Origin of the sequence: Cryobacterium sp. CG_9.6 (assembly GCF_029893365.1) — a bacterium.
Lineage (GTDB): Bacteria > Actinomycetota > Actinomycetes > Actinomycetales > Microbacteriaceae > Cryobacterium.
Map to the genome: position 1 here is coordinate 1,039,821 of NZ_JARXUZ010000001.1, position 24,795 is coordinate 1,064,615.

General features: G+C 64.3%; 22 protein-coding genes. 10 read left to right on the forward strand and 12 right to left on the reverse strand.

Features of this window, described 5'->3' with window-relative positions:
* The 5 genes from nadC to H4V99_RS04720 form a co-directional block, all read right to left on the reverse strand.
* A complete protein-coding gene (gene nadC / locus H4V99_RS04700; RefSeq protein WP_280675965.1) occupies positions 1 to 873 on the reverse strand; it encodes a carboxylating nicotinate-nucleotide diphosphorylase in 873 nt (290 codons plus the stop codon).
* Entirely contained in the window at positions 867 to 2,558 is a 1,692-nt protein-coding gene (gene nadB / locus H4V99_RS04705) for an L-aspartate oxidase (RefSeq protein ID WP_280675967.1), read from the reverse strand. Before nadB ends, nadC begins: the two co-directional genes overlap by 7 nt.
* Complete coding sequence (gene nadA / locus H4V99_RS04710) at positions 2,558 to 3,889, reverse strand: quinolinate synthase NadA (protein WP_280675969.1); 1,332 nt, start codon at positions 3,887 to 3,889, stop codon at positions 2,558 to 2,560. The genes nadB and nadA overlap by 1 nt, the downstream gene beginning before the upstream one ends.
* A gap of 80 nt (positions 3,890 to 3,969) precedes the next feature.
* Positions 3,970 to 4,671: an NUDIX domain-containing protein gene (locus H4V99_RS04715; RefSeq protein WP_280675971.1), complete on the reverse strand. Its 702-nt coding sequence runs from the start codon at positions 4,669 to 4,671 to the stop codon at positions 3,970 to 3,972.
* Positions 4,672 to 4,788: 117 nt separating this feature from the next.
* Positions 4,789 to 5,538, reverse strand: a complete 750-nt coding sequence (locus H4V99_RS04720) for a polyprenol monophosphomannose synthase (RefSeq protein ID WP_280675973.1) — start codon at positions 5,536 to 5,538, stop codon at positions 4,789 to 4,791.
* A 340-nt stretch (positions 5,539 to 5,878) separates the two neighbouring features.
* Here H4V99_RS04720 and H4V99_RS04725 point away from each other — a divergent pair, with 340 nt between their 5' ends.
* Positions 5,879 to 7,231, forward strand: coding sequence for a glycosyltransferase family 87 protein (locus H4V99_RS04725; RefSeq protein ID WP_280675975.1), 1,353 nt, complete (start codon positions 5,879 to 5,881; stop codon positions 7,229 to 7,231).
* 112 nt (positions 7,232 to 7,343) lie between these two features.
* Entirely contained in the window at positions 7,344 to 8,189 is an 846-nt protein-coding gene (locus tag H4V99_RS04730) for a carbon-nitrogen hydrolase family protein (protein WP_280675977.1), read from the forward strand.
* A 23-nt stretch (positions 8,190 to 8,212) separates the two neighbouring features.
* Here the strand turns inward: H4V99_RS04730 and H4V99_RS04735 are convergent, their stop codons facing one another.
* Positions 8,213 to 8,602, reverse strand: coding sequence for an ATP-dependent DNA ligase (locus H4V99_RS04735; RefSeq protein WP_280675979.1), 390 nt, complete (start codon positions 8,600 to 8,602; stop codon positions 8,213 to 8,215).
* Positions 8,603 to 8,706: 104 nt separating this feature from the next.
* The gene (locus H4V99_RS04740) at positions 8,707 to 9,729 is read right to left on the reverse strand and encodes an alpha/beta fold hydrolase (RefSeq protein ID WP_280675981.1); all 1,023 of its coding nucleotides are present in this window, start codon (positions 9,727 to 9,729) and stop codon (positions 8,707 to 8,709) included.
* Positions 9,730 to 9,906: 177 nt separating this feature from the next.
* On the opposite strand from H4V99_RS04740, the gene H4V99_RS04745 reads away from it, so the two are divergent.
* Entirely contained in the window at positions 9,907 to 10,983 is a 1,077-nt protein-coding gene (locus H4V99_RS04745) for an alkene reductase (protein WP_280675983.1), read from the forward strand.
* Here H4V99_RS04745 and H4V99_RS04750 read toward each other — a convergent pair.
* Entirely contained in the window at positions 10,980 to 12,179 is a 1,200-nt protein-coding gene (locus H4V99_RS04750; protein WP_280675986.1) for a pyridoxal phosphate-dependent aminotransferase, read from the reverse strand. The two genes, H4V99_RS04745 and H4V99_RS04750, sit on opposite strands and share 4 nt — an antisense overlap.
* 191 nt (positions 12,180 to 12,370) lie before the next feature.
* Here H4V99_RS04750 and H4V99_RS04755 point away from each other — a divergent pair, with 191 nt between their 5' ends.
* From H4V99_RS04755 to H4V99_RS04775, 5 genes are all read left to right on the forward strand, one after another.
* Positions 12,371 to 13,969 carry a trypsin-like peptidase domain-containing protein gene (locus H4V99_RS04755; RefSeq protein ID WP_280675988.1) on the forward strand — a complete coding sequence of 533 codons (1,599 nt, stop codon included), beginning with the start codon at positions 12,371 to 12,373 and terminating at the stop codon, positions 13,967 to 13,969.
* A gap of 148 nt (positions 13,970 to 14,117) precedes the next feature.
* The gene (locus H4V99_RS04760) at positions 14,118 to 15,161 is read left to right on the forward strand and encodes a glycosyltransferase family 2 protein (RefSeq protein WP_280675990.1); all 1,044 of its coding nucleotides are present in this window, start codon (positions 14,118 to 14,120) and stop codon (positions 15,159 to 15,161) included.
* Between the two features lie 4 nt (positions 15,162 to 15,165).
* On the forward strand, positions 15,166 to 15,975 hold the full coding sequence (locus H4V99_RS04765; protein WP_280675992.1) for a CDP-alcohol phosphatidyltransferase family protein: 810 nt from the start codon (positions 15,166 to 15,168) through the stop codon (positions 15,973 to 15,975).
* A gap of 28 nt (positions 15,976 to 16,003) precedes the next feature.
* Positions 16,004 to 16,879, forward strand: coding sequence for a glycosyltransferase (locus tag H4V99_RS04770; protein WP_280679958.1), 876 nt, complete (start codon positions 16,004 to 16,006; stop codon positions 16,877 to 16,879).
* A 26-nt stretch (positions 16,880 to 16,905) separates the two neighbouring features.
* Positions 16,906 to 18,186 carry a hypothetical protein gene (locus H4V99_RS04775; protein WP_280675994.1) on the forward strand — a complete coding sequence of 427 codons (1,281 nt, stop codon included), beginning with the start codon at positions 16,906 to 16,908 and terminating at the stop codon, positions 18,184 to 18,186.
* A gap of 2 nt (positions 18,187 to 18,188) precedes the next feature.
* Here H4V99_RS04775 and H4V99_RS04780 read toward each other — a convergent pair whose 3' ends face one another.
* The 4 genes from H4V99_RS04780 to H4V99_RS04795 all read right to left on the reverse strand — a co-directional run bounded on the left by H4V99_RS04780 (position 18,189) and on the right by H4V99_RS04795 (position 21,443).
* On the reverse strand, positions 18,189 to 19,049 hold the full coding sequence (locus H4V99_RS04780) for a hypothetical protein (protein ID WP_280675996.1): 861 nt from the start codon (positions 19,047 to 19,049) through the stop codon (positions 18,189 to 18,191).
* Between the two features lie 55 nt (positions 19,050 to 19,104).
* Positions 19,105 to 19,872 (reverse strand): ABC transporter ATP-binding protein, encoded by a 768-nt coding sequence (locus H4V99_RS04785; RefSeq protein WP_280679960.1) that lies wholly within the window; start codon positions 19,870 to 19,872, stop codon positions 19,105 to 19,107.
* A 5-nt stretch (positions 19,873 to 19,877) separates the two neighbouring features.
* Positions 19,878 to 20,681: an ABC transporter permease gene (locus H4V99_RS04790; RefSeq protein WP_280675998.1), complete on the reverse strand. Its 804-nt coding sequence runs from the start codon at positions 20,679 to 20,681 to the stop codon at positions 19,878 to 19,880.
* Between the two features lie 69 nt (positions 20,682 to 20,750).
* Positions 20,751 to 21,443 (reverse strand): phosphocholine cytidylyltransferase family protein, encoded by a 693-nt coding sequence (locus H4V99_RS04795; protein WP_280676000.1) that lies wholly within the window; start codon positions 21,441 to 21,443, stop codon positions 20,751 to 20,753.
* 255 nt (positions 21,444 to 21,698) lie between these two features.
* Between H4V99_RS04795 and H4V99_RS04800 the strand changes: the two genes are divergently transcribed.
* Entirely contained in the window at positions 21,699 to 23,234 is a 1,536-nt protein-coding gene (locus tag H4V99_RS04800) for an ABC transporter ATP-binding protein (protein ID WP_280676002.1), read from the forward strand.
* The gene (locus H4V99_RS04805) at positions 23,210 to 24,784 is read left to right on the forward strand and encodes a hypothetical protein (protein WP_280676004.1); all 1,575 of its coding nucleotides are present in this window, start codon (positions 23,210 to 23,212) and stop codon (positions 24,782 to 24,784) included. The genes H4V99_RS04800 and H4V99_RS04805 overlap by 25 nt, the downstream gene beginning before the upstream one ends.
* Positions 24,785 to 24,795 lie beyond the last annotated feature (11 nt).

A 24,795-nucleotide genomic window follows, 5' to 3' on the forward strand; every position in this document is an offset into this window, starting at 1 on the left:
TCAGGCCTCGGCGGGGAGATCAACGTGGAGGACAACGTCGAGGCCCAGGTCGAGAGAGTTCACGCTGTGCGTGAGGGCACCCACCGAGATGATGTCCACACCCGACTCGGCAATGCCCCGCACGGTGGTGAGGTTCACCCCGCCGCTCGCCTCAACTAGAGCCCGACCGGCCACGAGTTTCACGCCGGCACGCAGATCATCGGGGGAGAAATTGTCGAGCATGATCGTGTCGATTCCGGCGGCGAGCACGGGCTCGATCTGGTCGAGCCGGTCCACCTCCACCTCGAAGTGGGTGGTGTGCGAGAGGCGCCCGCGCACCTCGCGCAGCGCTTCCGAGAGGTCGCGCCCGCCGGCGGTGAGCACCGCGAGGTGGTTGTCCTTGGCCATCACCGTGTCGGAGAGGCTGAACCGATGGTTATACCCGCCGCCGTCGCGCACAGCCCGGCGCTCCAGGGCGCGGAGGCCGGGGGTGGTTTTGCGGGTGTCCACAATGCGGGCTGTTGTGCCGGCCGTCTCGGCAACGTACCGGGCCGTGAGGGTAGCGATTCCACTCATCCGCTGCACAAAGTTGAGACCGATTCGTTCGGCCTGTAACACGCCGCGGGCCGGGCCGCTCACCTCGGCGAGCACGGCACGGGTGTCAAAGGCTGCGCCGTCGGCCACCAGGAGGCGCACGTCAATGCGGGGGTCGGTGAGCCGGAAAGCGGATGCGAAAACCTCACCACCGCTGAAAACACCGGGTTCCCGAGCCTGGAGCCGGGCCGTGGCCACCGCGAGTTCGGGAATGAGTACCGCCGAGGTGAGGTCGCCCCACGGGGCGTCTTCGGTGAGCGCGGCCTGCACCACCGTGTCGATGGCGTATGTGGTCAGCATGCAATGGCCTCCCTGGCCGTGGTGGTGAGCGCGTCGTCTGACGCGGCGTGCGCAGGCCGCAGCGACGATGACCGCTGCATGGTCCAGTACCGGGACTGAGCCAGGTTGGCCTGAGTCAGCGGAAAATCGGCGCGATGATGCGCGCCGCGTGACTCGGTTCGGGCGAGCGCCGCCGCCACGGCGAGTCGGGCCAGATCCAGGAGGTTGCGATCCTCGAGCTGCCGAACGTCGAGTGTGTCATCGGTTTCGTTCGCGGCCCACGTGGCCAGGGTCTGTGCGGCCTGTTCGAGGCCGGTTCCCGAGCGGTGAACGCCGGCGCTGTCCCACATGAGGTTCTGCAGTGCCGCACGGGAGAATTCCGTCTGCAGTGGGGCCACCCGCTGTGCCTCGGCGACAAGGGAAATCACGGGGGAAACGACTGGTGACGTGCCTGGCAGCGGGGTGGTGCCGGCGGACTCGGCTGCCTCACCGGTGGACTGATCAGCAGCGTGATCGGCGGAGAAGGCACGCACGGCCCGGTCGGCGAACACAGCGGCCTCGAGCAGCGAATTGGAGGCCAACCGGTTGGCACCGTGCGCGCCGGTGCGTGCAACCTCGCCCACGGCGAAGAGCCCGGGAAGAGTCGTGCGACCCCACACGTCGGTCGCCACCCCGCCCATCCAATAGTGCGCTGCCGGCGCCACGGGAATGGGTTCGACGGCCCAGTCGAGGCCGGCGGCGAGGCACGCGGCCGTGATGGTGGGAAAACGCGTCTCGAGCAGATCGCGACCGAGGCCGGTAGCGTCGAGAAACACGGGTTCGCCGTGCTGCTCGGCCATTTGGCGGGCAATGGCCCGGGCCACAACGTCACGAGGGGCGAGTTCCTCGCCGGGAACACCGAGCATGAAACGCTCACCCTTGCGGTTCACCAGCACCGCACCCTCGCCGCGCACGGCTTCGGACACGAGCGGGCTGCCCGCCACGGCGAGTGCGGTGGGGTGAAACTGGTAGAACTCCAGATCGGCAACGGATGCCCCCGCCCGCCACGCCGCGGCCACGCCGTCGCCCGTGGCAACGACCGGGTTGGTCGTGTGCCGAAAGAGCGTACCGGCGCCGCCGGTGGCGAGGATGACGGCATCCGCTTCGATGGTGAGCCGTTCGGCGTCGGGGCCGAGGAGATGCGCGCCCGTCACGCGGCCAAGTTCTAGCGTGAGATCGATCAGCATCGTGTGCTCGAGAATACGTATTCCCGTGCTGGAATGTAAGGCGTCTGCGGCCGCCGCGCGCTGGCGGATAGTCGCCACGAGGGCCGCCTCAATGGCCGCACCGGTGGCGTCTCCGCCGGAATGCAGCACACGGGACCGCGAGTGGGCGGCTTCCAGGCCGCGGGAGACACCGGATTCGTCGCGGTCAAAGTCCACGCCGAAGCGAATGAGGTCACGCACCCGTGCCGGCCCCTCGGAGCACAGCACCTGCACGGCCTGCGGATCGCACAACCCGGCACCGGCCTGCACGGTGTCGAGCGCGTGCGCCTCCACGGAGTCATCGGGAAAGAGGGCAGCCGCAATGCCGCCCTGGGCATATCGGGTATTGCTCTCCGGGAGTGCCGCCTTGGTCACGAGCGTCACCCGGTGACCGGCGTCGGCCGCTCGAACGGCGGCGGTGAGTCCGGCGAGGCCGCTCCCGACCACAATCACCGAGGCCATCAGGCGCGCCCGGCGAGTTGGGGCTCGGGCACGACGACGGGCGGGCGGGCATCCAGCATCCGTTCAAGAGCCACCTGCGCGAAGACGGCAACATCCGCAGCAACCTGGATTCGGTTGAGCACCTCGGCGGGGCGTTCCGCGGTGCCGACGAGACCTTCGAGCACCCAGGCCAGGTAACCGGCGTGAATGCGGTACATGGTGGAGCACGGGCAGATCACCGGGTCGAGGCAGAAGATGGTGTGCTCCGGGTGCTGAGCCGCGAGGCGCTGCACGAGGTTGATCTCGGTGCCGATCGCAAACGTGGATCCCGCGGGGGACGCGGCAATAGCCTTGGCGATGAAGTCGGTCGATCCGGCTGAATCCGCCGCATCGACGACGGCCATCGGGCACTCCGGGTGCACAATCACCTGCACGCCGGGGTGTGTGTCGCGCGCCTGCGCAATCTGGTCCACGGTGAAGCGGCGGTGCACGCTGCAGAAGCCGTGCCACAAGATAACGCGGGCGTCGGCCAGTTCGGTGTCGGTGCTCCCGCCGAGCGGCTTGCGCGGGTTCCACATCGGCATCTGCTCAAGCGGCACGCCCATAGCCTTGGCGGTGTTGCGTCCGAGGTGCTGGTCAGGGAAGAACAATACCCGCTGACCGCGTTCGAAAGCCCACTCGAGTACGGTCTGCGCGTTTGACGACGTGCACACGATACCGCCGTGCTCCCCGCAGAATGCTTTGAGGGCGGCGGAGGAATTCATATAGGTGACGGGAATCACGGGAACCCGACCGGAGGCATCCGCGGCGGTTCCGTACAGGTCTTCGAGCTGCTCCCAGCACTCGGTGACCGAGTCCAGATCGGCCATGTCGGCCATCGAACATCCCGCGGCGAGGTTGGGCAAAATTACGGCCTGCTCGGGTCCGGAGAGCAGATCGGCGGTTTCGGCCATGAAGTGCACGCCGCAGAACACGATTGCCTCGGCCTCGGGGCGGCTCTTGGTGGCCTGGGCCAACTGGAACGAGTCGCCAATAAAATCGGCGTGCTGCAGAACCTCGTCGCGCTGGTAGAAGTGGCCAAGAATCACCACCCGGTCGCCGAGCGTGGCTTTGGCCGAGCGGATGCGGGCATGCAGTTCCTCCTGCGACGCCCGACGGTACACCTCCGGGAGCTCGCCCTGACGTGGTGAGCCGGTGGGAATGACGTCACCCATCGATGAACCGGGTCCGTAGGAGGGTGCGGCGGAGTCGAATTCCCAGGGTGCGGTGGCCAGGTCAGGGCTGCACGTGCTGCCCGATACGGCGCCGGTGCTGATGAGCTGGATGGTGCGGTCAACCGATGCAATAGTCATTGCGTTCTCCTGGATACTGGGGACTTCTCGTGCGAGGGATGTGCGAAGACGGTAAAGAGCGGGGTGGAGTGAGGGCGTCGCTATGCACCCGGTGGTGCGGGTACCCCCGACGGACCGTGCTCGGTGAGGGTGGGGGAGTCGTCATAGCGGTAGAGCCGAGCCGGGCGATGGCGAGCGCCGGCAACGTGGTGGCCGGTGTCGACGAGGGTGCCGGAAGACTCGATGGTTCGACGAAAATTGGCGGGATCAAGCGGTTTGCGCAGCACCGCCTCGTGCACCTCGCGAAGCTGGGTGAGGGTGAAGGTTTCACCGAGAAAAGCGTGGGCAATGCGGGAATACTCCACCTTGGTGCGCAGTCGCCACAGGGCGTACTCCACGATGTGGTTGTGGTCAAAGGCCAGTCGGGGCAGTTGGTCGGCGGCAAACCAGCGCACGTTCTCGCCCTCGGCGGCGCGGGCAGCCTCGTCGGACTGCACCAGTGCCCAGTACACCACCGACACCACGCGGTGCCCGGGCGAACGGCCCACGTCACCGAAGGTGTAGAGCTGTTCGAGATAGGTGGGGGCGAGGGCAGTGGTTTCGTGCAGTGTGCGCGCGGCCGCGTCCGAGAGCTGCTCGTCGTCGGGCAGCCAGCCCCCGGGTAGCGCCCACTGGCCTTCGTGCGGCTGGCGGGTGCGTCGCACGAGCGGCAGCCAGAGTGTTTTGGGCGTTGAGGTGTCGTCTGGCCGCAGCGCAAAGATCACCGTCGACACGGCGAGCGTGGCGTGATTCACTGCGGGCATGAGCGACATCCAGGGGTAAAGGTCGAAATGACTCTAACTGATGACGCAATCCTATCGCCCAACAACGTCCCATCGGCACCGCACAGATGTTTCCCAGCGGATGCCCGGGTGCGTGTTTTACCGAAGCGGTGCGGTTTGCGTGACCGGCCGAGAACGGCGCACGCCCATGCCGGTGAGTCCCCAGAGCGTCACCCGCGCCATGGCTTCCACAACAATGCGTCCGCTCATCTTTGATGAACCGAGGGTGCGCTCCACAAAGGTGATGGGAACCTCCACGACCCTCAGCTGTGCCCGCACGGCGTGCAGGAGCATGTCGATCTGGAAGCAGTAGCCGAGGCTTTCCACACTCGACAAGCGCATCTCCTCGAGGGCGTGTGCGGAGTACACCCGGTAGCCGCCGGTTACGTCGCGCTGCGGCAGACGCAGCAACACGCGCGAGTAGATGGAGCCGCCCTGGGAGAGCACGCGGCGGTGCCAGGGCCAGTTCTTCACGGCTCCGCCACGAATCCAGCGGGACCCCATGACGACATCTGCATCGGCAGCGGCGGTCAGCAGGCGGGGGAGCTGTTCCGGCAGATGTGACCCGTCGGCATCCAACTGCACGAGCTGGTCATAACCGTGCGATAAGCCCCAGCCGAAACCTTCGAGGTAGGCAGCGCCGAGACCGGTCTTCTCTGTTCTATGCAGAACGTGAACGCTGGCATCCGCATCGGCGAGTGCGTCGGCGAGCTCACCGGTGCCATCGGGTGACGAGTCATCGACCACGAGAATGTGCGCGGCGGGCACGCTGGAACGCATCCGAGCCACGATGAGTCCAATGTTTTCGCACTCGTTGTAGGTCGGAATGATCACCAGAGTGTGACCCATGAGTTACCTCGTCATTTCGATAATGGTGGTGCAATTCACAAGTATGGACTTTACAACTGTGAATCCCTGATTTTTCCCGGTTTGAATCTGTGTGCCCACGGGCGATTCGTGATTCGCCGGACCGATGGGACGAGCGTAAACCGCTTTATCTATTCTTCGCGAACCAGGACGGGAACGGTTCCAGTCGGGGGCGGGCACCGACGCCGAAAGTTATCAGCAGTGACACAGAGTATTCAGATGCTGTACAGACCCTAAGCCCCCGTCGGGGCAATTATCGTCTGGTTAGACTGCCCAGAATAATCACCCACCAGGGTGCCGTCACGACGCTGAGGTGAGTCACATGCATTCTGTTGTGGAGCAATTTGACCGTCGCGTGCTCGATGTTCTGACGCCCGAGCGGCGTCAGCGACTCCAGCAACCCCGAACTCTGGTGCTCGGGTTTCTGGCCCTGCACAGCATCTTCCTGTTTGCGCTTCTTCCCACGATTCTTACCGGCCGCGTTCTGGGGGACCTACCGCTCTATCGCATCTGGGCGGAACTTGGCCTGAACCACGAGGTGTGGCAGGGTCTCACCGTGGAGTGGGTGTATCCCATTGGCGCACTCGTGCCCATCACTCTGGCCGGACTTGCCGGACCGCTCCTCTACCAACTGTTGTGGTTCCTCATGACGGTGGTCCTCAACGGCGTGGCCGTTGCTGCACTGACGTCAAATCTTCGGCGTCCGGGCGGCTATCCGGCGGCCTGGGTGTGGTTGGTCTTCAGTTTCATCCTGAGTCCGGTGGGGCTCCTGCGCTTGGAGGGCCTCACGGCACCGCTTGTCATTGCCGGACTGGTTTTTCTGGCTACTCGGCCGGTGCTCGCCGGTGTGCTGCTCAGTGCGGCCACATGGATCAAGGTGTGGCCGGCAGCCGTCGTGCTGGCCGTCGTCGCGGTATCCCGGCGTCGACTCACCATCATTCTCACCGGAGCTGCGGTCACGGCCGTGCTGGCGGCATCCGTCACTCTGCTGGGCGGCGCTCAATTTCTTACCGGCTTCGTCACGATGCAATCGGATCGGGCACTGCAACTGGAGGCACCGGTCACGACGCCGTGGGTGTGGTTAGCCGCGATCGGGCACCAGCACACCACGATTTACGAAAACCTTGATATTTCGACCCGTGAGGTGACCGGACCCGGAACGGCCTTCGTGGCGCAGATCATGACGCCGCTCATGTTCCTCGTTATCCTCGGAATCTTCGTGCTGCTGCTGCTCGCCCTGCGCCACACGAAGGATTCCTCGGGGCTGTTACTCATGGGGGCACTCGCGTTGGTCGGTGCGTTCGTGGTGTTCAACAAGGTGGGCTCGCCGCAGTACATGCTGTGGGTTGCGCCGATTGTTGCCGTGGGTGTGGCTCAGGACTTACGGCTGTGGCGTATCCCGGCATATCTGATGGCCGTCATCGCCGTGCTGACAACGCTCGTTTTTCCTGTCTTCTACCTGCCGCTCATTGCCGGGGATCCCTTTGCCGTGTCGCTGCTCACCGGCCGGAACGCGCTGCTCGCGGTGCTTTTTGCCTGGTCGGTCAGGATGCTGTGGCGCATGGCTTGCGGTCGGGTTCCTGTTCGTGTTCCACTGGCGGCGCATCCGCTCCCCAACCTCGTCCAAGGTCGAGCGTTTCGCGCACCGAGCGGTGAGGGGCATCGGCGCGGGTGAGCGCGGGCCACCGTTTGTCCCGATTCTTGACCCTCAGAATGAAAGCTGAGCTGTGGTTGCAACGTCGGTGAACGTCTGCCGGCAGCATCGGCCGGACGGCTAGGCTGGCCAAATGGCTGATGAGCGCTCGAGCATCCCCCCTTCGCCCGGCACACCTCCGGGGATCGGGTTCGGCGTGGCGCAGTTTGCGCCGGGTACCGATGAAGCGGCAAACCTGCGTCAGATGCGTCGTCTTACCGCGCTCGCCGTGACCCGGGGTGCCGCCGTCATTGTTTTTCCCGAATATTCGTCGTTTTGCGAGGTGCCCCTGGGTCCGGCGTCACTCGCTGCGGCGCAGTCGCTCGACGGCCCCTTCGTTCGGAGTCTCGCCCACCTTGCACGCGAGTTGTCGGTGTTCATCGTGGCGGGCATGATCGAATCAACTGACGACGTGGCGCGCGTCGCGAACACGCTGGTGGCCGTTGACCCCCGGGGCGCGGTTGTGGCGACCTATCGCAAGCTCCATCTCTACGATGCCTTTGGTCAGCGGGAATCCGATCGGGTGCAAGCCGGCGACATTGAATCCCCCCAGACCTTCGCGGTTCAGGGCCTGACCGTGGGGATGCAAACGTGTTATGACATCCGCTTTCCCGAGGTGTCCCGGAGGCTCGCGGATGCCGGAGCCAACGTGATTCTCGTGCCGGCCGAGTGGATGCCCGGGCCGCTCAAGGAGCAGCACTGGCGGGTTCTCCTCACCGCGCGGGCTCTGGAAAACACCGTCTATGTCGTGGCGGCCGATCAGGCACCACCAATCGGAGTGGGCCAGAGCATGATCGTTGACCCCATGGGCGTTGAACTCGTGACACTCGGTGACATGGCCGACGTGGCCGTGGCCTGGTTAGCACCCGAGCGCGTTGCCGATGTTCGCCACGTGAACCCGTCGCTCTCCCAACGCCGGTTCCGCGTTTCGCCACTGTAGCGCCGGTTACCCGCAGAAGCTCATCAGCCCAAAGTGGCCTTGGTCGCCCGCGAGGGGGCTGCCGCTCGAATGTTGGTGGACGGCTCCGTGCGTAGCGGTAAGTTCTCGGGTTCGCCCGGGGATCTCTCCTCACCGGTCACGATCAGGCCCTGCGAACTGTTTGCCGACCGGGTGAGCTGCGCGATCCAGACCGGATTGATGCTGGGCGCGTGTCCGCCCGAAAACTTGAAATACAGCGGGATGGCAGGATTCAGCCAGGCGGCGCTACGACCATCGCCGACGACGGCAGCATCACGCCACGAGAGGAGGAAACTCTCTCCCCGGCGCAGCTTCTGAATAATCACGACCTGCAGGTGGGCGAGAACGCGATCGTCGAATTCGACCACAACTCGGTCGTACGTGAGGGAACCCATGTGTTGCTTTCCGTGATCGCGCGTGGAGCCGGTAACGGTGAAAGCAACGCTCACACAGGCACACAGCCGTAGTGTTCACAGTTTGACTCTTTTGGGGGTCAGGATCAAGTATTTTTGTGAGTTTGTCTGTCCCCCGCCAGGCCGAGCGCACGCACCACCTCACAGGGTCGCTCAAGATGACCGAAGTGACCGGCGTTGGCGAGAGTCACGATGCTGAAATTGGTGATGATGGCGCGCAACCGGTGCGCATCACTCGCCGCGACAAAGACGTCCCGGTCGCCGACGCTCGCGCGAACCGGACAGACAATGCGCGACCACGACGCCACGGCGTCGTATTCGCCGGCTCGCGCCGATGCCAGGCTGAATCCGTGTGGGCGCACTTCTCTCGCGAACGCAGCAATCACGCTCGGGTGGATGCGACCGGCGTGACGAAAGAGCGGGGACACCACGCCGCGCAGCAGATGCAGCCGATCGAGACCGGTGACCAGTGCGCGGCCCGGAGTGCCGGCGAGGTGCAGCAGCCGCATCACCTGCAGCAGCGCCGTGTATCCGGGCAGAAGCCTGAACAGGGCGACAGGGTGGCGAACGCTGTCGATCACCGAGAAGGTGGTGGCAGAAACGAGGCCCACCGACACGGTGGCGCGCGTTTCGGCTGCCGCGAGCTGCAGGGCAATGAGGCCGCCCATGGAGTGGCCGACCACGTTCCACCGGCGGTAGCCCAGAGCCCGGGCAATATCAGCGATCGTGGCGGCCATCGTCTCAATGGTGAGATCGGAAGTATCGGCGGGCAGTGGGGTGTCGCCCCACCCGGGAAGATCCGGGATGATCAGGTCTCTGAGCTCACTGGTGCCTAGACGCCGACTGTCCTCGCTCGCGGCCTGAAGCAGGGGCGTCCAGGTGGTCCACGAACCCGCCGCACCGTGAAGCAGAATCGTGGCGGTGTCATTGTCTGTGCGCCGGCCGTGGCGAACCCAAACGGATGCCGAGCCGGGACCCAGTCTCATCGCACTGGTCGTCAAACCAAACCGGCGTGCATCTGTTGCCAGTGCGAAGGGGGCATAGCCCGAGGTGCGCACCGCGGTCGGTTCGGCGTGCCGCGCAGCGTGCTGAGAGAGGACGGAGGTCATAACCCTTATTCGGTGCCCCTGGCCGGGCGGATTGCTCGGCACACCACACGATGAATGCGGGGGATTCTCAGGGAGGAATAGTGAGCGCGGCAGGCTGTTGTGTTTCGAGTGCTCCGCAGTGACCGACGTTTTCACCACAGCCTCGGTCGGCGGCACAACCAACAGAAAGAGACTCCTGTGAACTTGTTTTCCCCCACCACTCTGGGCGACCTGAACCTGACGAACCGTCTGGTCATGGCCCCGCTTACCCGCACCCGATCCGGAAAAGCCGGGATTCCGGGCCCGATTGTCGCCGAATATTACGCGCAGCGAGCCACCCTCGGCCTCATCGTGTCTGAGGGAACCTACCCGAGCCACGCCGGTCAGGGTTTCCCCGGGCAGCCCGGTCTCGTTGAGCCCGAGCAGCTTGAGGGCTGGCGTCAGGTGACCGCGGGGGTGCACGCAGCCGGCGGCCAGATCGTTGCCCAGGTTATGCACGCCGGTCGGGTGACCCACGAGGCCACCACCGGTGGCCGCACGGTTGTGGGCCCGAGCGCCATTGCCATTGCCGGTCAAACCCACACCTACGACGGCAAGTTGCCGTATCCCGTTCCCCATGCGCTCACCGACGCGGAGCTTCCCGGCATTAACGAGGAATTCGTGACCGCATCGCGCAGCGCCGTCGCGGCTGGTTTCGACGGTGTGGAGCTTCACGCCGCCAACGGCTACCTGCTGCACGAATTCTTGTCACCCGCGTCGAACCAGCGTGAGGGTCTCTATGGCGGTTCGCCCGAGAACCGCGCCCGCTTCGTCATCGAGGTTGTTGCCGCGGTAGCGGATGCGATCGGTGCCGGCCGGGTGGGGATTCGTATTTCACCCGAGCACAACATTCAGGACGCACTGGAGACGGATTCCGCCGACGTGCTGGCCACCTATGGCGCTCTCGTGGATGCCCTCGCACCCCTGAACATTGCCTACCTCAGCGTTCTGCACTCCGATCCGACGGGCGCATTCGTGCAGGATCTTCGCAGCCGCTTCGGCAGTGCTGTTCTGCTCAACAGCGGATTCGGGCAGATCACCACGCGTGACGAGGCCTTCGCCATTCTGAGCGATGGACACGCTGACGGCGTTGTCGTTGGCCGGCCGGCCATCGCTAACCCTGACCTGGCACACCGCTGGGAGCAGGACCTGCCGCTGAACGATGCTGACGCCGCCACGTTCTACGGCGACGGCCCCGAGGGGTACATCGACTACCCCTTCTTGGTGCGTAGCTAGCGCAAACTCAGAACGGCCAGCTGCGACGCGGCCCGCTCGAGCACCTCGACCTTCTTACAGAAGGCGAAGCGCACGAGCGGGGCGTAGTCCGCCTGGTAACGGGGTGAGCAGAACGCGCTCACCGGCACGGCCACAACACCGGCCAGTTGGGGAAGTGTGCGGCAAAATTCCGCACCGTCCGTGTAACCCAGTGGTGTGGCATCCGCCACGATGAAGTAGCCCCCCGCCGGCGTGCTCACGGTGAAGCCAGCCGCGCGGAGGCCGGCTCCCAGAATGTCTCGTTTGGCTTTGAGGCTCGCCGCCGCCGCTACAAAGTAGGAATCGGGCAGGTCGAGGCCCACCGCGATTGCGGGCTGAAACGGTGCACCGTTCACGTAGGTGAGAAACTGCTTGACCGCGAGAATCGCCGTCACAAGTGGCGCCGGTGCCGAGAGCCAGCCCACCTTCCACCCGGTGAGGCTGAATGTCTTGCCGCCCGAGGAGATGGCGATGGTGCGCTCGCGTGCCCCGGGCAGCGTGCTGATCGGTGTATGCCGCCGATCAAAGATGAGGTGCTCGTAGACCTCGTCGGTGACGATGAGCACATCGTGTCGATGTGCCAGCTCCACAATCAGCTCCCGAGCATCCTGCGCCAACACCGTTCCCGTGGGGTTGTGGGGATCATTGACAATAATGAGGCGCGTCTTGTCGTTGACGGTGGCCCGGAGGGCATCCAGATCGGGGTGAAAATCGCTCCCACGAAGCGGAACGGTGCGGTGAATTCCCCCGGCCAAGGCGATCAATCCGCCGTACGCATCGTAGAAGGGCTCGAGGGTGACCACCTCGTCACCGGGTTCCACGAGGGCGAGAATGCTGGCGGCCAGGGCTTCGGTAGCACCCGCTGTCACCAAAACCTCCGTGTCAGGATCGACAGTGAGTCCATAGAAACGCTGCTGATGCCGTGCGATCGCGTTCCGCAGCACCGGCAGTCCTCGCCCCGGCGGGTACTGATTCATGCCGTCCGCAATGGCCTGACGTGCCGCCTCGACCACCTCGGCGGGGCCGTCCTCGTCGGGAAATCCCTGACCTAGGTTGATGGCCCCGGTGCGAATAGCCAACGCGCTCATTTCCGCGAAAATACTGGCGCTGATGCTGCCGTCAGCTGCCAACAGGCCCGCACCCGCCGCCGTGCGCCGCCATGCTCCAGCGATGTTCATCGTGAAAGTCCCATGTATTCAAACTACGACATCCACTTCGCGCTACCCTTTTGATAGCTCAATTCATGCTGAGAAGACCGGTTTCCCAGCCCCGAGCAAGGTCACGGTGTCATCATTGGATGCTCCCAGTCTGTACATATAAAACGTTCAGGTTTGGGCGCAAAACTGGCGTTGCTTGGAAGGAGCACCCCATGACAGATAACACCAAGGATTCCGGCACCACCCCCGAATCTCCCGAACCGCACGACGAGTCACCATCATTCGCTGTGAACACCTCCGGTGAAGCGGCCAGCACCCCGCCCGTCGTCGAACCGGATGTCACTCCCACGGAAAACGTCACGCCGCCCGCGACGGCTGCCGTCGTGAATCAGGATTCGACCCCCACCGAGAACGTCGTTCCCGCCCCGGCCGAGTCTCCGACAACGGGCGAGCACCCCACCGCGGCCTACCCCACGGATGCCTACCCCACCGCGGCGTACCCCACGGATGCCTTTGGTCGCCCCGTCGCGGCGACGACGGACGAGAACACCACGGCCACGTCGAACCCCACCATCTCCACGGACGTGACGAAGCGTCGCACCAGCGTGGGCCTCATCGCCGCGCTCGCCATTGCTGCGCTCGTGGGCGGCGCATCCGGTGCCGGCATTTACGCTCTGGTTGACTCCGGTCAAAGCTCCAGTATGTCGAGCACCCAGTCTCAGGGTGCCGCAACCGTCGTGGTCAACAACACAGACAGCGTCAACGAAATCACGGCCGTTGCCGCCAAGGCCTCACCCAGTGTCGTCACCATCGAGGTCAGCAGTGGCCAGCAGGGTGGCAGCGGTTCCGGCGTCATTCTGAGCACGGATGGATACATTCTCACCAACACGCACGTCGTGACTCTGGACGGTGCGGTTGGTGACGCCACGATTCAGGTGAAGAGCAGCGACGGCAAGCTCTACGCCGCCACCATCGTGGGCACTGACCCCATTTCGGACCTCGCCGTCATCAAGCTCACCGACGCATCCGGGCTGACCCCGATCGTTCTGGCCGACTCCTCACAGATCAACGTGGGCGACACCGCCATCGCGATCGGTGCGCCCCTGGGGCTCTCGGGAACCGTGACCAACGGCATCGTGAGCGCGCTCAACCGCAGCATCACGGTTGCCTCATCGGCAGCGCCGTCCACACCCGACAGCACCACGCCGGATGAGAACAACCCGTCCAGCCCGTTCGACTTCTGGAACTTCGATATTCCCGAGCAGGGCGGCAGCCAGCAGCAGCCACGGCAGGCCACGGGCAGCATTTCTTTGCCCGTGATTCAAACGGATGCCGCCATCAACCCCGGTAACTCCGGTGGTGCCCTCCTGAACAGCAAGGGCGAGCTAATCGGCATCAACGTGGCCATCGCCAACGCGGGCGGCTCAAGCTCAGCGTCGGCCGCGGGAAGCATCGGAGTCGGCTTCGCCATTCCGTCGAACTTCGCCGAGCGCATCTCGCAGGAGCTCATTAAGAACGGTAAGGCAACACACGGTCTGCTCGGAGCGAGCGTCACCGGCGTCACCGCCAGCGCATCGAGCACCACGGTGGGGGCCCTCATTACCGAGGTGTCGTCCGGTGGTGCCGCCGAGAAGGCGGGACTGGAAGCGGGCGATGTGGTGACGAACTTCAACGGCTCACCCATCACTGACCCCAACGACCTCACCGCGCAGGTTCGTGTGCTGCCGGCCGGCGGAACGGCCGATCTCACCTACGTTCGTGACGGTAAGTCCACCACGATCTCGGTGACCGTCGGCGAGCTTTCGAGCTAGCCTCTACGCTCCTTCCGAGCTCTGATTGAACACTGCGCCGCCGGCTGGTCCGGCGGCGCAGTTGTGTGTACCGAGCCGGGCCGGTACACGCGGAACCGGCAATGATAGGCTCAACGGCCTACCCAACTACCGGAAAGCGGGCTGCCGCGTGCGTCAAAGTGGTGACCAACTCCTCCCCGGGGTCTCGTACGTGATGCCCGTGCTCAACGAGGTAACTCACGTGCGTGCGGCCGTGATGAGTCTTCTGCACCAGGACTATGCCGGACCGTTTGAGGTGACGCTGGCCCTCGGTCCGAGCCTGGACGGCACGACAGAACTGGTCGAGGAGATGGCGGCCGTGGACGGTCGTATTCGCATTGTGCCTAATGACGTGGGATCCACCCCGGCAGGACTGAACACCGCCATTCGGGCCTCCAAGTATGACGTGGTCATTCGCGTGGACGCGCACTCCGTTCTGCCCGCCAACTATGCGCGCATCGCCGTGGAGACGCTGGAACGCACCGGCGCCGACAACGTGGGCGGAATCATGGATGCTCAGGGGAGCACCCCGTTTGAGAAGGCGGTTGCCCGTGCCTATGGCACCCGTATTGGACTCGGTGGTACGCCGCACCACGTGGGTGGCAAGCAGGGCAAGGCCGAGACGGTGTATCTCGGGTGTTTTCGCACCGAGAGCATCCTCAACGTGGGCCTGTTCGATGAGGGGGTCAAGCGGGGGCAGGACTGGGACCTGAACCGTCGCCTGCGCGAAGCCGGGGGAACCGTCTGGTTCACCCCCGAACTCCGCGTGGTTTATCGACCTCGGCCAAGCGTGGCCCGGCTTGCCCGGCAGATGCTCTCTACCGGGCTGTGGCGCGGCGAACTCGCGCGGCGATATCCCGCGGCCAACGGCATCCGCTATTTCATTCCGCCGCTCATGGTGGTGGGTGTGGCACTCGGCGTGCTTCTCGGGCTTGGCGGTGTGGTGCAGGCTACTGCCGGGGTGACTCCCTGGCTGCTGCTTGGATTGATTGTTCCCGCAAGCTACGCACTCATCGTTGTGGCCGCGACCGTCACCGTGGCACGGCCCGACGGGTTTCGTTCCGCCTGCCGCTTTCTCGTAGTCTTGCCGTGCATTCATTTTTGTTGGGGCGTGGGCTTTGTCCTCGGATTCCTCAAGCTCACCAGCAACATCACGGCACACACGGGAAGATAACCACATGCACGCTACGCCCAGCTCGGCTCGGCCCACGTCGATCGCCGAGTTGCGCAGGGTGGCCCAGCCACCGGAGGTTCGTCTGCGTGCCAACGCGGAGCACTGGACGGCCAGCCTGTACCTGCGCGACATTTCTCCCTACGTCACCTGGATGCTGCTGAAGACGCGCATCTCGGCCAACGGCGTCACTGGGCTCATGATTCTGACCGGATGGTTGACCGCGGCCGCGCTGCTGATTCCCGGTATCGGGGGTGCCCTGCTCGCCCTCGTGCTCGGGCAGTTGCAGATGCTCATTGACTGCTGTGACGGTGAGGTGGCGCGCTGGCGCAAGACGTCATCACCGGCCGGAGTGTTCCTCGACAAGGTGGGGCACTACTCTACCGAGTCGCTCATTCCCATCGCCCTCGGATTTCGCGCTGCAATGTACCCGATCGAGGCACCGGCAGACTTTCTGTGGACGAGTCTGGCGCTGCTACTCGCCCTCATCATCGTGCTCAACAAGGCACTGAACGACATGGTGCACGTGGCCCGGGCCAACGCCGGCCTCACCAAGCTCGCGGACGCGCACGGCGAGAGCGCCCCCACCTCAAGCCTGCTGAAGCGCGCGCGCCGGTTGGCCCGGTTCCTTCCGTTCCACCGCCTGTACCATTCCGTGGAACTCACCATGGTGATCTTTGTCGCGGCTCTGGTGGGACTCGTTTTTGGTGAACCGACGGTGGACCGGGTGCTCCTGATTGCGCTGGTTCCGCTGGCATTCCTGTCACTGATCGGGCATTTCGTGGCGATCATGGCGTCGAAGCGTGTCCGTGCCTAGCGTCGCGGGGCGGAGTGCCGACAGTCCTCTGGCGCCGACGGTTCCGACCGTGGGCGTCGTGGTGCTCACTCAGGGCACGAGGCCGGTAGAACTGGAGCGGGGCATCCGGAGCCTGCTGGCACAGACGGGCGTTCATCTCGACGTGGTCTGTGTGGGTAACGGCTGGGATCCCGTTGACCTGCCGGGAGGAGTGCGGGCGCTGGGTCTGCCGACAAATCTGGGCATTCCCGCCGGCCGCAACCGCGGCGTGGCGCGGGTGAGCGGCGAATTTCTGTTCTTCCTTGATGACGACGCGAGCATCCCGGACCCCAACTTTCTGCGCAACGCCATTGCTCAGATTCGAGCCGACCCGACGATTGGCCTGCTGCAACCCCGGGTCGTGGACCCAGAAGGGCTTGCCTCGCCGCGGCGCTGGGTTCCCCGTATTCGCAAGGGTGAGGCCACCGAGTCCAGCGCCGTGTTCTCGGTGTGGGAGGGCGCGGTACTGCTGCCCCGGGCGGTCTTTGACGCCACTGGCGGCTGGGCCGAACCCTTCTTCTACGCCCATGAGGGTATTGAGCTGGCGTGGCGAGTATGGGACCAGGGGCTGCGCGTCTGGTACGCGGGTGACCTGGAAGCCAATCACCCGTTCATGCACCCCACGCGGCATGCTGCGTACTACCGCCTCAATGCCCGCAATCGTGTGTGGCTCGCCCGACGTAACCTGCCTGCTGCGCTGGTGCCGCTCTACGTAGGCTCCTGGACACTCATTCAGCTGCTGCGCTGGTCACGCAATCCCTCGGCACTGCGCGCCTGGTTCGGCGGCTGGCGTGAGGGATGGCGCACCGACCCGGGGGAGCGGCGCGTACTCGCCCTGCGCACGGTGTGGCGTATGACGCGAGCCGGGCGACCCCCGGTCGTCTGAGCTTCGGCGGAGGGTAGGCTTAAGAAGTGGGTATTCAGAAAGACGTCGGGCGCGCGTTCAAGTTAGTTAAAGACGCGATGGCGTCACGCAAAGCGAAGACTCTTCTCGCCGGTCGGCTGGCCTCCCGCGAGCCGCTGCCGAGGAATCACTTCACGATTGCCGTGTACTTCGCCGACGGCCCCGTGAACATGTACCAAATGCGCCAGTGGTATAAACCGCTCCTGAAGCTGGCCGAGACGTGGCCCGTGCTGGTGCTGAGTCGCACCGGTGGCGGCTCCCTCAAGCTGTTGAAAGAGTCGCCGCTTCCCGTGGCCCATGTGCGCTCCGTGCGCGACCTCGAAAACGTGATTCACGACCAGAACATTCATATCGTGTTCTACGTCAATCAGAATCCCCGCAACTTCCAAATGATGCGTTATGGGCGCATGTGGCACGTCTTCATCAATCATGGTGAAAGCGACAAAATGTACATGGTCACGAACCAGTTCAAAGCGTATGACTACTCCCTCGTGGCGGGGCAGGCCGCGCTTTCCCGGCTCAACCGCGTGCTGTGGGACTACGACTTCGACAAGCGTGCCATTCCCATTGGCCGCCCACAGGCCGATCATTTCAGCGGACCGCTGCCCTACACCCCCGATTCTCGCCAGGTTGTGCTGTACGCACCCACCTGGGAGGGCGACCGCCCGGCCGCGGCCTATGGCTCCATCGTCACCCACGGCGTGGCACTCGTCACCGCCCTCCTTCGCACCGGCACCCACCGCGTGATCTATCGCCCGCACCCGCGGAGTGGCGTGGTCGACCACGAGTATGGTGCGGCTAACAAGCGCATTGTGGCTGCCATCGAGGCCGCCAATGCCAAAGATCCCGCGGCGCAGCACATCTACGACACCGGTCCTAACCTGGGTTGGCAGTTGTCGGCCGCCGACGTGGCTATCGTTGACATCTCGGCCATGGTGTACGACCGGTTGGCCGCGGGTAAGCCGCTCATGATCACCCGACCCGTTGACCCCTCCGCTCTGATCGACACGAGTGGGTACCTGTCGGACTGCGAGTGGCTTGACGCATCCGCTACCGAGGGAATCGCCGGAGCCCTCGATGCGCTCAAGAACAACACCACGGCAGCAGCTCGGCTCGACTCCTGGGTTCAGCACTACTTTGGCGACACGACGCCGGGCGCGGCGACGGCACGCCTCCACGCTGCGGTAGCGGGCCTCATGACCGAGTGGGACCGTCACGCGGTCCTGCACGCCGGTGACGGACTGTTCGATATTCCCGACCCTGACTCGGTGGACGTACCCGAGTCATAGGGTCATTCAGCGCGGTTCTCGGGTGGGACGGGTGGGCGGCGCCGCGGAAAGAGCGCGCGCGCCCCAGTGCCGAGGCCTGGCAGGGTGCGCACCGAACGCAGCGCCGGCTCCGTGCGCGCCAGACGCAGTGTGGGGAAGAGTTCGGCACGAAACTCGGGCGGGGCCTGCCCGAACGCTAGCCGTGACGAGCGCACCACCTTCTTTCCGAGCAGATGATTGCCGGTGCCGCCGATGACGGCGCCCACGCCGAACGGGAGGGCCTTGCCGAGCAGGCTGGCCCCACCTTTGGCCGCGAACTGGCGAATGAACACGCTCTTGAGCTTGTCGGTGAGTGGCCCGAGGATGGTGCGCGGGAGGCTGTTGGTGATCAGTTCGCCCCAGTAGGCGGTGCGTGCGCCACCGCCGGTAAATTGGGCCGCGAGCTGGCGAACGAGATCTGATCCCTCGGTGCCGAGCATCATGGTCATTACGAGCGCGCGGGCACGGTCCGGGTCATCGATGGCGAGCCCATGCACTTCGCTCACGGACTGGGCAAACAGGGCCGTGGCCTCCAGAAAGCCTGCGGTTTCGACACCGGAGAGGGCCAGAGTCATCCCGGTCCCGACGCCGGGGATCACGGCCGTGGCACCCACGGCAGCACCGCCGGTCGTGACGGCCGTGAGGTAGCGCCGCTCCAGAATCAGAATGATCTCGGCGGGGGTTGCCTGCAGATTGCGAGCACGGATAGCCCGAATGTGGGCCAGCACCACCGGACGGTGAATCGACAGCATGCGGTCGAATCCGCGAACGAACCCTCCGGGAAGCTGACCGCCCTGGGGCGTTCCTCCCGTCGACGACGCGAGCGGCGGGGGTGTGCGGGCCATCGGGCCCTCCTTTCGCTGTGTGGATCAAGACGCTGGTGCCTTCAGACTACGTGCCTCAGGCGCGCTTCACGCCGTACTCGGCGTTGTAACGGGCGAGCACCTCGTCGATGGGGCCATCGAGCACCAGATCGCCCTTGTCGAGGTAGAGGCCTCGAGTGCAGAATCGGCGGAGGTCACGTTCGTTGTGCGACACGATGAAGAGGGTTCGCCCGCCCGCGAGCAGCTCCTCGATACGCTGGTAACACTTTTCGCGAAAGGCCTTGTCACCCACCGCGAGTACCTCGTCCACGAGGATGATGGGCTCTTCGAGTCGCGAGATGACAGCAAACGCGATGCGCACCTTCATTCCGCTCGAGAGGTGCTTGTACGGGGTGTCAATGAAGTCGGCGATCTCCGCAAACTCGATGATCTCGTCGAACCGCAGATCAATCTGCTTCCGCGTCATACCGTGCAGCCCAGCGGTCAGGTACACATTGTCACGAACGGAGAGGTCATCCACGAATCCGCCGGTGATCTCGATCAGGGGTGCGACGCCCTCGGTCACCCGCACAGTACCGGCATCGGGAAGGACAACCCCGGTCACGAGCTTGAGCAGGGTGGACTTACCCTGACCATTTCGTCCCACGACACCGATGGCCTCGCCGCGCTGCACCGTAAAGGACACGTTCTGTAGGGCCCAGAATTCACCAGGTCGGCTGCGACGGCTGCGGGCCGCAAAGAGGTCCTTGAAGTTGCGGCGACCGCGCCGGTTGCGGCGAAAGCGGATGCCCACCCCCGACAGCGAAATCACCGGCGGTGTGTTCGGTGCCAATGCGGCAGAAATAGCCACTAGATCTCCTTCAGTACCGAGCGTTCGGAGCGCGAGAAGACGAGGAGGCCGAGCGCCAGGAAAGCCACGGACATGGCGGCGCCGATCGCCACGGCGAACCAGTCGAGCTGGTCGGGAAAGAATGCGGCGCGATAAAGGCTGAAAATACCGCTCAGGGGATTGAAGGCGGCCCAGAACTGAAGGTTGCCCGGAAGATCCGCGGTGCTGTAGATAATCGGCGACGCGTAGAACAGAAAGCGCAGGATCAGTTTGACCGCGCGTTCGAGGTCGCGGAAAAACACCACGAGTGGGGCCACGAGCAGACCGACACCGGCAGTGAGGATCACCTGAAGCAGGATGGCCAGCGGAAAGAGCAGGGCATCAGCACTGATCTCGGCTCCGTAGACCACGGCAAAGAGCACGAGCACGGGGATAGCAGCGACAAACTCGATGCCCTTGGAAAGCACCAGACGATTGACCCAGATGGTGCGCGGAATGCGGGTGGAGCGAATCAGCTTCGCTTCGCGCAGAAAGGCACGGGTGCAGTCCGAGACGGCCCCGTTGAACCACATCCACGGCAGCAGTGCCGCGAGAAGGAACACAATATAGGGTTCGGATCCCACGTTCCGCTCGAAGACCTGCGTGAAGACGAACCAGTAAATGCCCGCCATCACGAGCGGATCCAGAATCGACCAGAAGTAGCCGAGAACGGATGTCGAATACCGCACGCGCAGGTCTCGTCTGGTTAAGAGCCAGAGGGAATGCCAGTAACGCGCCAGTGGGGTGCGCTGGTGCGCACGCACATCGTCAAAGGTACTACTCACGCGATCTATCGTAGGTGAGCGAATGCGCACGCGAGTTCACGGCGTATCCGCTCACTCACCCGAAGGTTATTAAACGAAGAGGTTCGCGCGCTCGAGGTCTTCAGCGAAGTCGACCTCGACGGCATAGAAGTCGGAGATGTTGACCGGCTCAACGAGCATGCTGTTCTTCTCGATGGCCAGTTCAATTCCACGTTCGAAGTAGTCCTGGTCGCCGACCTTGGCAAGGTGACGCATGAGCACGGCCTTGTCGCCGCTGGACACGTAGTTGATACCTACGGCTTCGCCGAGACCGTTCTTCACGGTCTTCGACAGCTCCTGGATGTAGCCCTCGGCGCTGGTGGTGTACTTCACCTCTTCATCGGACACCTTGTCGGTGTTCACGGTGACGAAGGACTGGTCCCGTGCCATCATGGCGGCCGCGCGGTCGAGGATGGCCGGATCGAAGACGACGTCACCGTTCATCCACAGCACCCCACCAGTGGTGGAGGCCTGAAGAGCGCGCAGCAGGCTCTTCGACGTGTTGGTCTGGTCGTATTCCTCGTTATAAACGAAGGATGCCTGCGGGAACGCCTCGATGATGTGCTCAAGCTTGTAGCCCACAACGATGGTGACCTGGGCTGCACTGCCGAAGGCGTGGTCAATGTTGTCGAACTGCTGCTGCATGATGGTGCGACCGTCACTGAGTTCGGTCAGCGGCTTCGGCAATGAGCGGCCGAGACGGCTGCCCATTCCGGCCGCAAGAATTACAATTTGGGTAGTCACGATTATCTCCTGAAGAGTGGATCGGGTGACCCGCGCACCTCTAAGAAGATAAGAGTTCACTCAGGATTCACCCACAAGTTTCTGTAAAGACACACCGTTATGCCTCTCTCACCATATCTCCAAACCACAAAAATGGGGGCGGGTGACCAATTCTGGGGCCATCTTGTGACCTAGAGCCGTTCTTCTGTCCCGACTAAAATCACGTTACTGGCCCTTAACACCTCTCAGCCAGATGGACCTTGGTAGGTTAGCGGGGTGACGACTGTACCGCCGAACTCCGAGCCCGACGGGCAGCCGTCAGACGTGCAGTCCAGCGCTGGCGAGGCTGAATCCGCCGCTCCTTCAGCCGACGCGCCCTCTGATGCGACCGCAATTAAGCCGGCGCCGGTTCGAAAATCACCGGTGCGCAAACCCGCCGCGCCCCGCACAACATCGCCTCGCCCCAAACCTGCGGGGTCGGCGGCTCCGGCGTCTGCCGCCGCCAAATCTGACACCACCCCGCGAAAGCCGGCCTCCGTCCGTTCCGGTGCTGCCAAGCCTGCCACCGCCAAGCCGGCCTCCCCGCGCACCGGCACGGCGAGCACCAGTGCAACCCGGTCTCTGGCCACCGCCAAGACAACGGCCGCCCGATCCAGCGCGGTGAAGACGGCCGCGGCGAACTCAACGGCCACCAAGGCCGCGGCGGCCACCAAAGCCACAGCGGCTCGGGCGGCCGCGAGCAAGACCGCTGCCCGACAGGCTGCAACGATACGTGCTGCTGCTGCTGCTGCTGCCGACACGTCGGCCGTGCAGGATGTTGGACGGGAACCTGTTGACAAGGCAGCGGCTGAGCTCGTCACAGTGGTGCCCACCTTTGTGCAAGACACCGTCTTACTCGAATCGTCGTCAGCCCTGCTGTCCCCGCAGGCCGGCGGATCGGAAAGCCTGACGTACCGCGCGTCACCTAGCCCGAAAACGGCGACCACAGCTGTTGTCGCCGTGCCACGCGAGCCCGAGCCCGTGACCACTCCGAAGGCTGTGGAGTCGCTCGCCCCCCTCGTTCTTTCCGCCCGAGGCCTGCTTAAGCGGTTCGGTCGCACCGTTGCCGTCTCCGGAGTTGACATCGAGGTGCGGGCCGGTTCGTTCTTCGGAATCGTTGGTCCTAACGGCGCCGGCAAGACCACGACGCTGTCCATGATCACCGGGTTGCTTCGCCCGGACGAGGGCTCGGTGCACGTGCACGGTATCGATGTCTGGAAACAGCCACAGGATGCAAAGCGGGCCATGGGAGTACTTCCCGATCGGCTTCGGCTGTTCGACCGACTCACCGGTGCTCAGTTACTCCACTACTCCGGAATTCTGCGCGGGCTGGACGGTGAAACCGTGCGAGCCCGGTCCGCGGACCTCAGCAGCGCCTTCGGTCTGACCGACGCCCTGAACCGACTCGTGTCCGACTACTCGGCCGGCATGACAAAGAAAATTGCGCTCGCGTGCGCCATGATCCACTCCCCGCGCCTGCTCGTGCTCGACGAGCCCTTCGAATCGGTGGACCCGGTCTCGGCGGTGATCGTCACCGAGATTCTGCAAAAGTACGTGGCGGGCGGTGGAACCGTGGTGCTGTCCAGCCACGGCATCGACATGATCCAGCGTGTGTGCGACAACGTGGCCGTCATCGTCAACGGGCAGGTACTCGACGCGGGAACAATCGATCAGGTTCGTGGTGAGAAATCGCTGGAGGACCGCTTTGTGGAACTCGCCGGCGGTCGCACGGAATCGGAGGGCCTCGCGTGGTTGCACAGCTTCTCGGACTGAAACTCCGGCTGCTGTCCAACCTGTTCCGGCGCAGCCCCGGGCAGACTGCCGGCGTCGTTGCCGGCCTCCTCTATACGCTCGCGGTGACCGTTGCTCTGTTTGTGTCACTCGTTGGTCTGCGCCAGGTGAGTGACGTCGCCCTGATTCGCGACGCCGTCACGGTCACCGGCTCGGTCATCGTGCTCGGTTTTCTGCTTCTGCCACTGGTGTTTGGAACGGAAGACGCACTGGACCCCAGACGGTTCGGCCTTTTTGGGCTTCCGACCCGGGACCTGTCCTTTGGTCTCGGAGTCACGGGTCTGCTCGGCATTCCCTCCGTGACCCTCACGGTTGTGCTGATCGGCACGATTGTCACCTGGTCGCGTGGTGGAGCCGAAACGCTGCTGGCGATCGTTTCGGCCGCCCTGATTCTCGTGACGTGTGTTCTGTTGTCGCGACTGGGCAGGGGCATCGGTGCGCTGGTGTTGTCCAGGCGCCGATCCCGGGAGTTCACCGGTGTGGGCGGCGTCGTTCTGCTCGTTGTTATCGCGCCGATTATTCTCCTGCTGCTCAACACGGATTGGGGTCGGACCGGCCGCGGGGTGCTCAGCGGGCTCGCAACGATTCTCGGCTGGACACCGTTCGGTGCGGCGTGGTCTGTTCCCGGTGACGCTGCTGTTGGCCAGGCCGGAACGGCGATCCTGAAGCTTCTCCTGGCCGCGGTCACCGTCTGGGTGCTGTGGCTGGCGTGGCAAGCAGTCGTCGCTCGCCTGCTGGTGACACCCGGTCGCGACGCGGTGGCTCGCGAGAACACGGGGCTCGGGTGGTTCGACCGCCTGCCCCACAATCCCATCGGTGCCATTGCCGCACGCACCCTTACCTACTGGGCACGGGATTCGCGCTACGGGGTGTCCTTCCTCATGATTCCCTTTGTACCCATCCTGGCCGTGCTTCCACTGGCCTTTGCCGGAGTTCCCCTGCAGTGGTTGGCGCTTGTGCCGGTTCCACTGGTCTGTGTCTTCCTCGGGTGGTCGATCCACAATGACGTGGCTTTTGACAGCACCGCCATCTGGCTTCATGTGGCGTCTGGAACGCGTGGTTTCACCGACCGCCTGGGACGGTTGATTCCCACGCTGGCCCTGGGCATTCCGGTGATCGGTCTGGGATCAGCGGCGAGCATTTCTATTTACGATGACTGGTCGGTGCTGCCATCCATGCTCGGAGTGAGCACGAGTATTTTTCTCTGCGGTCTTGGCCTGTCGAGCTTCACGTCGGCGCGTTATCCCTACCCGGTGGCGAAACCCGGAGACAGCCCGTTCGCTCAGCCACAGGCATCCGAGTCATCATCGGCGCTCACCCAGAGCGTCTCTTTTCTGGGTCCGATTGCTCTGGCGTTGCCCGCCGCCTTCTGTGCCTACCTTGGTTTCACCAGTGACCTGAGCTGGCACCTGACCGCGCTCCTGGTGGGCGTCGGAATCGGGCTGGTGACACTGATCGTGGGTGTCTGGGCCGGTGGGCGTATCTTTGAGCATCGTGGTCCCGACATGCTGGCGGCCGCACAGCGTGCCTGATCTGGTCTGAG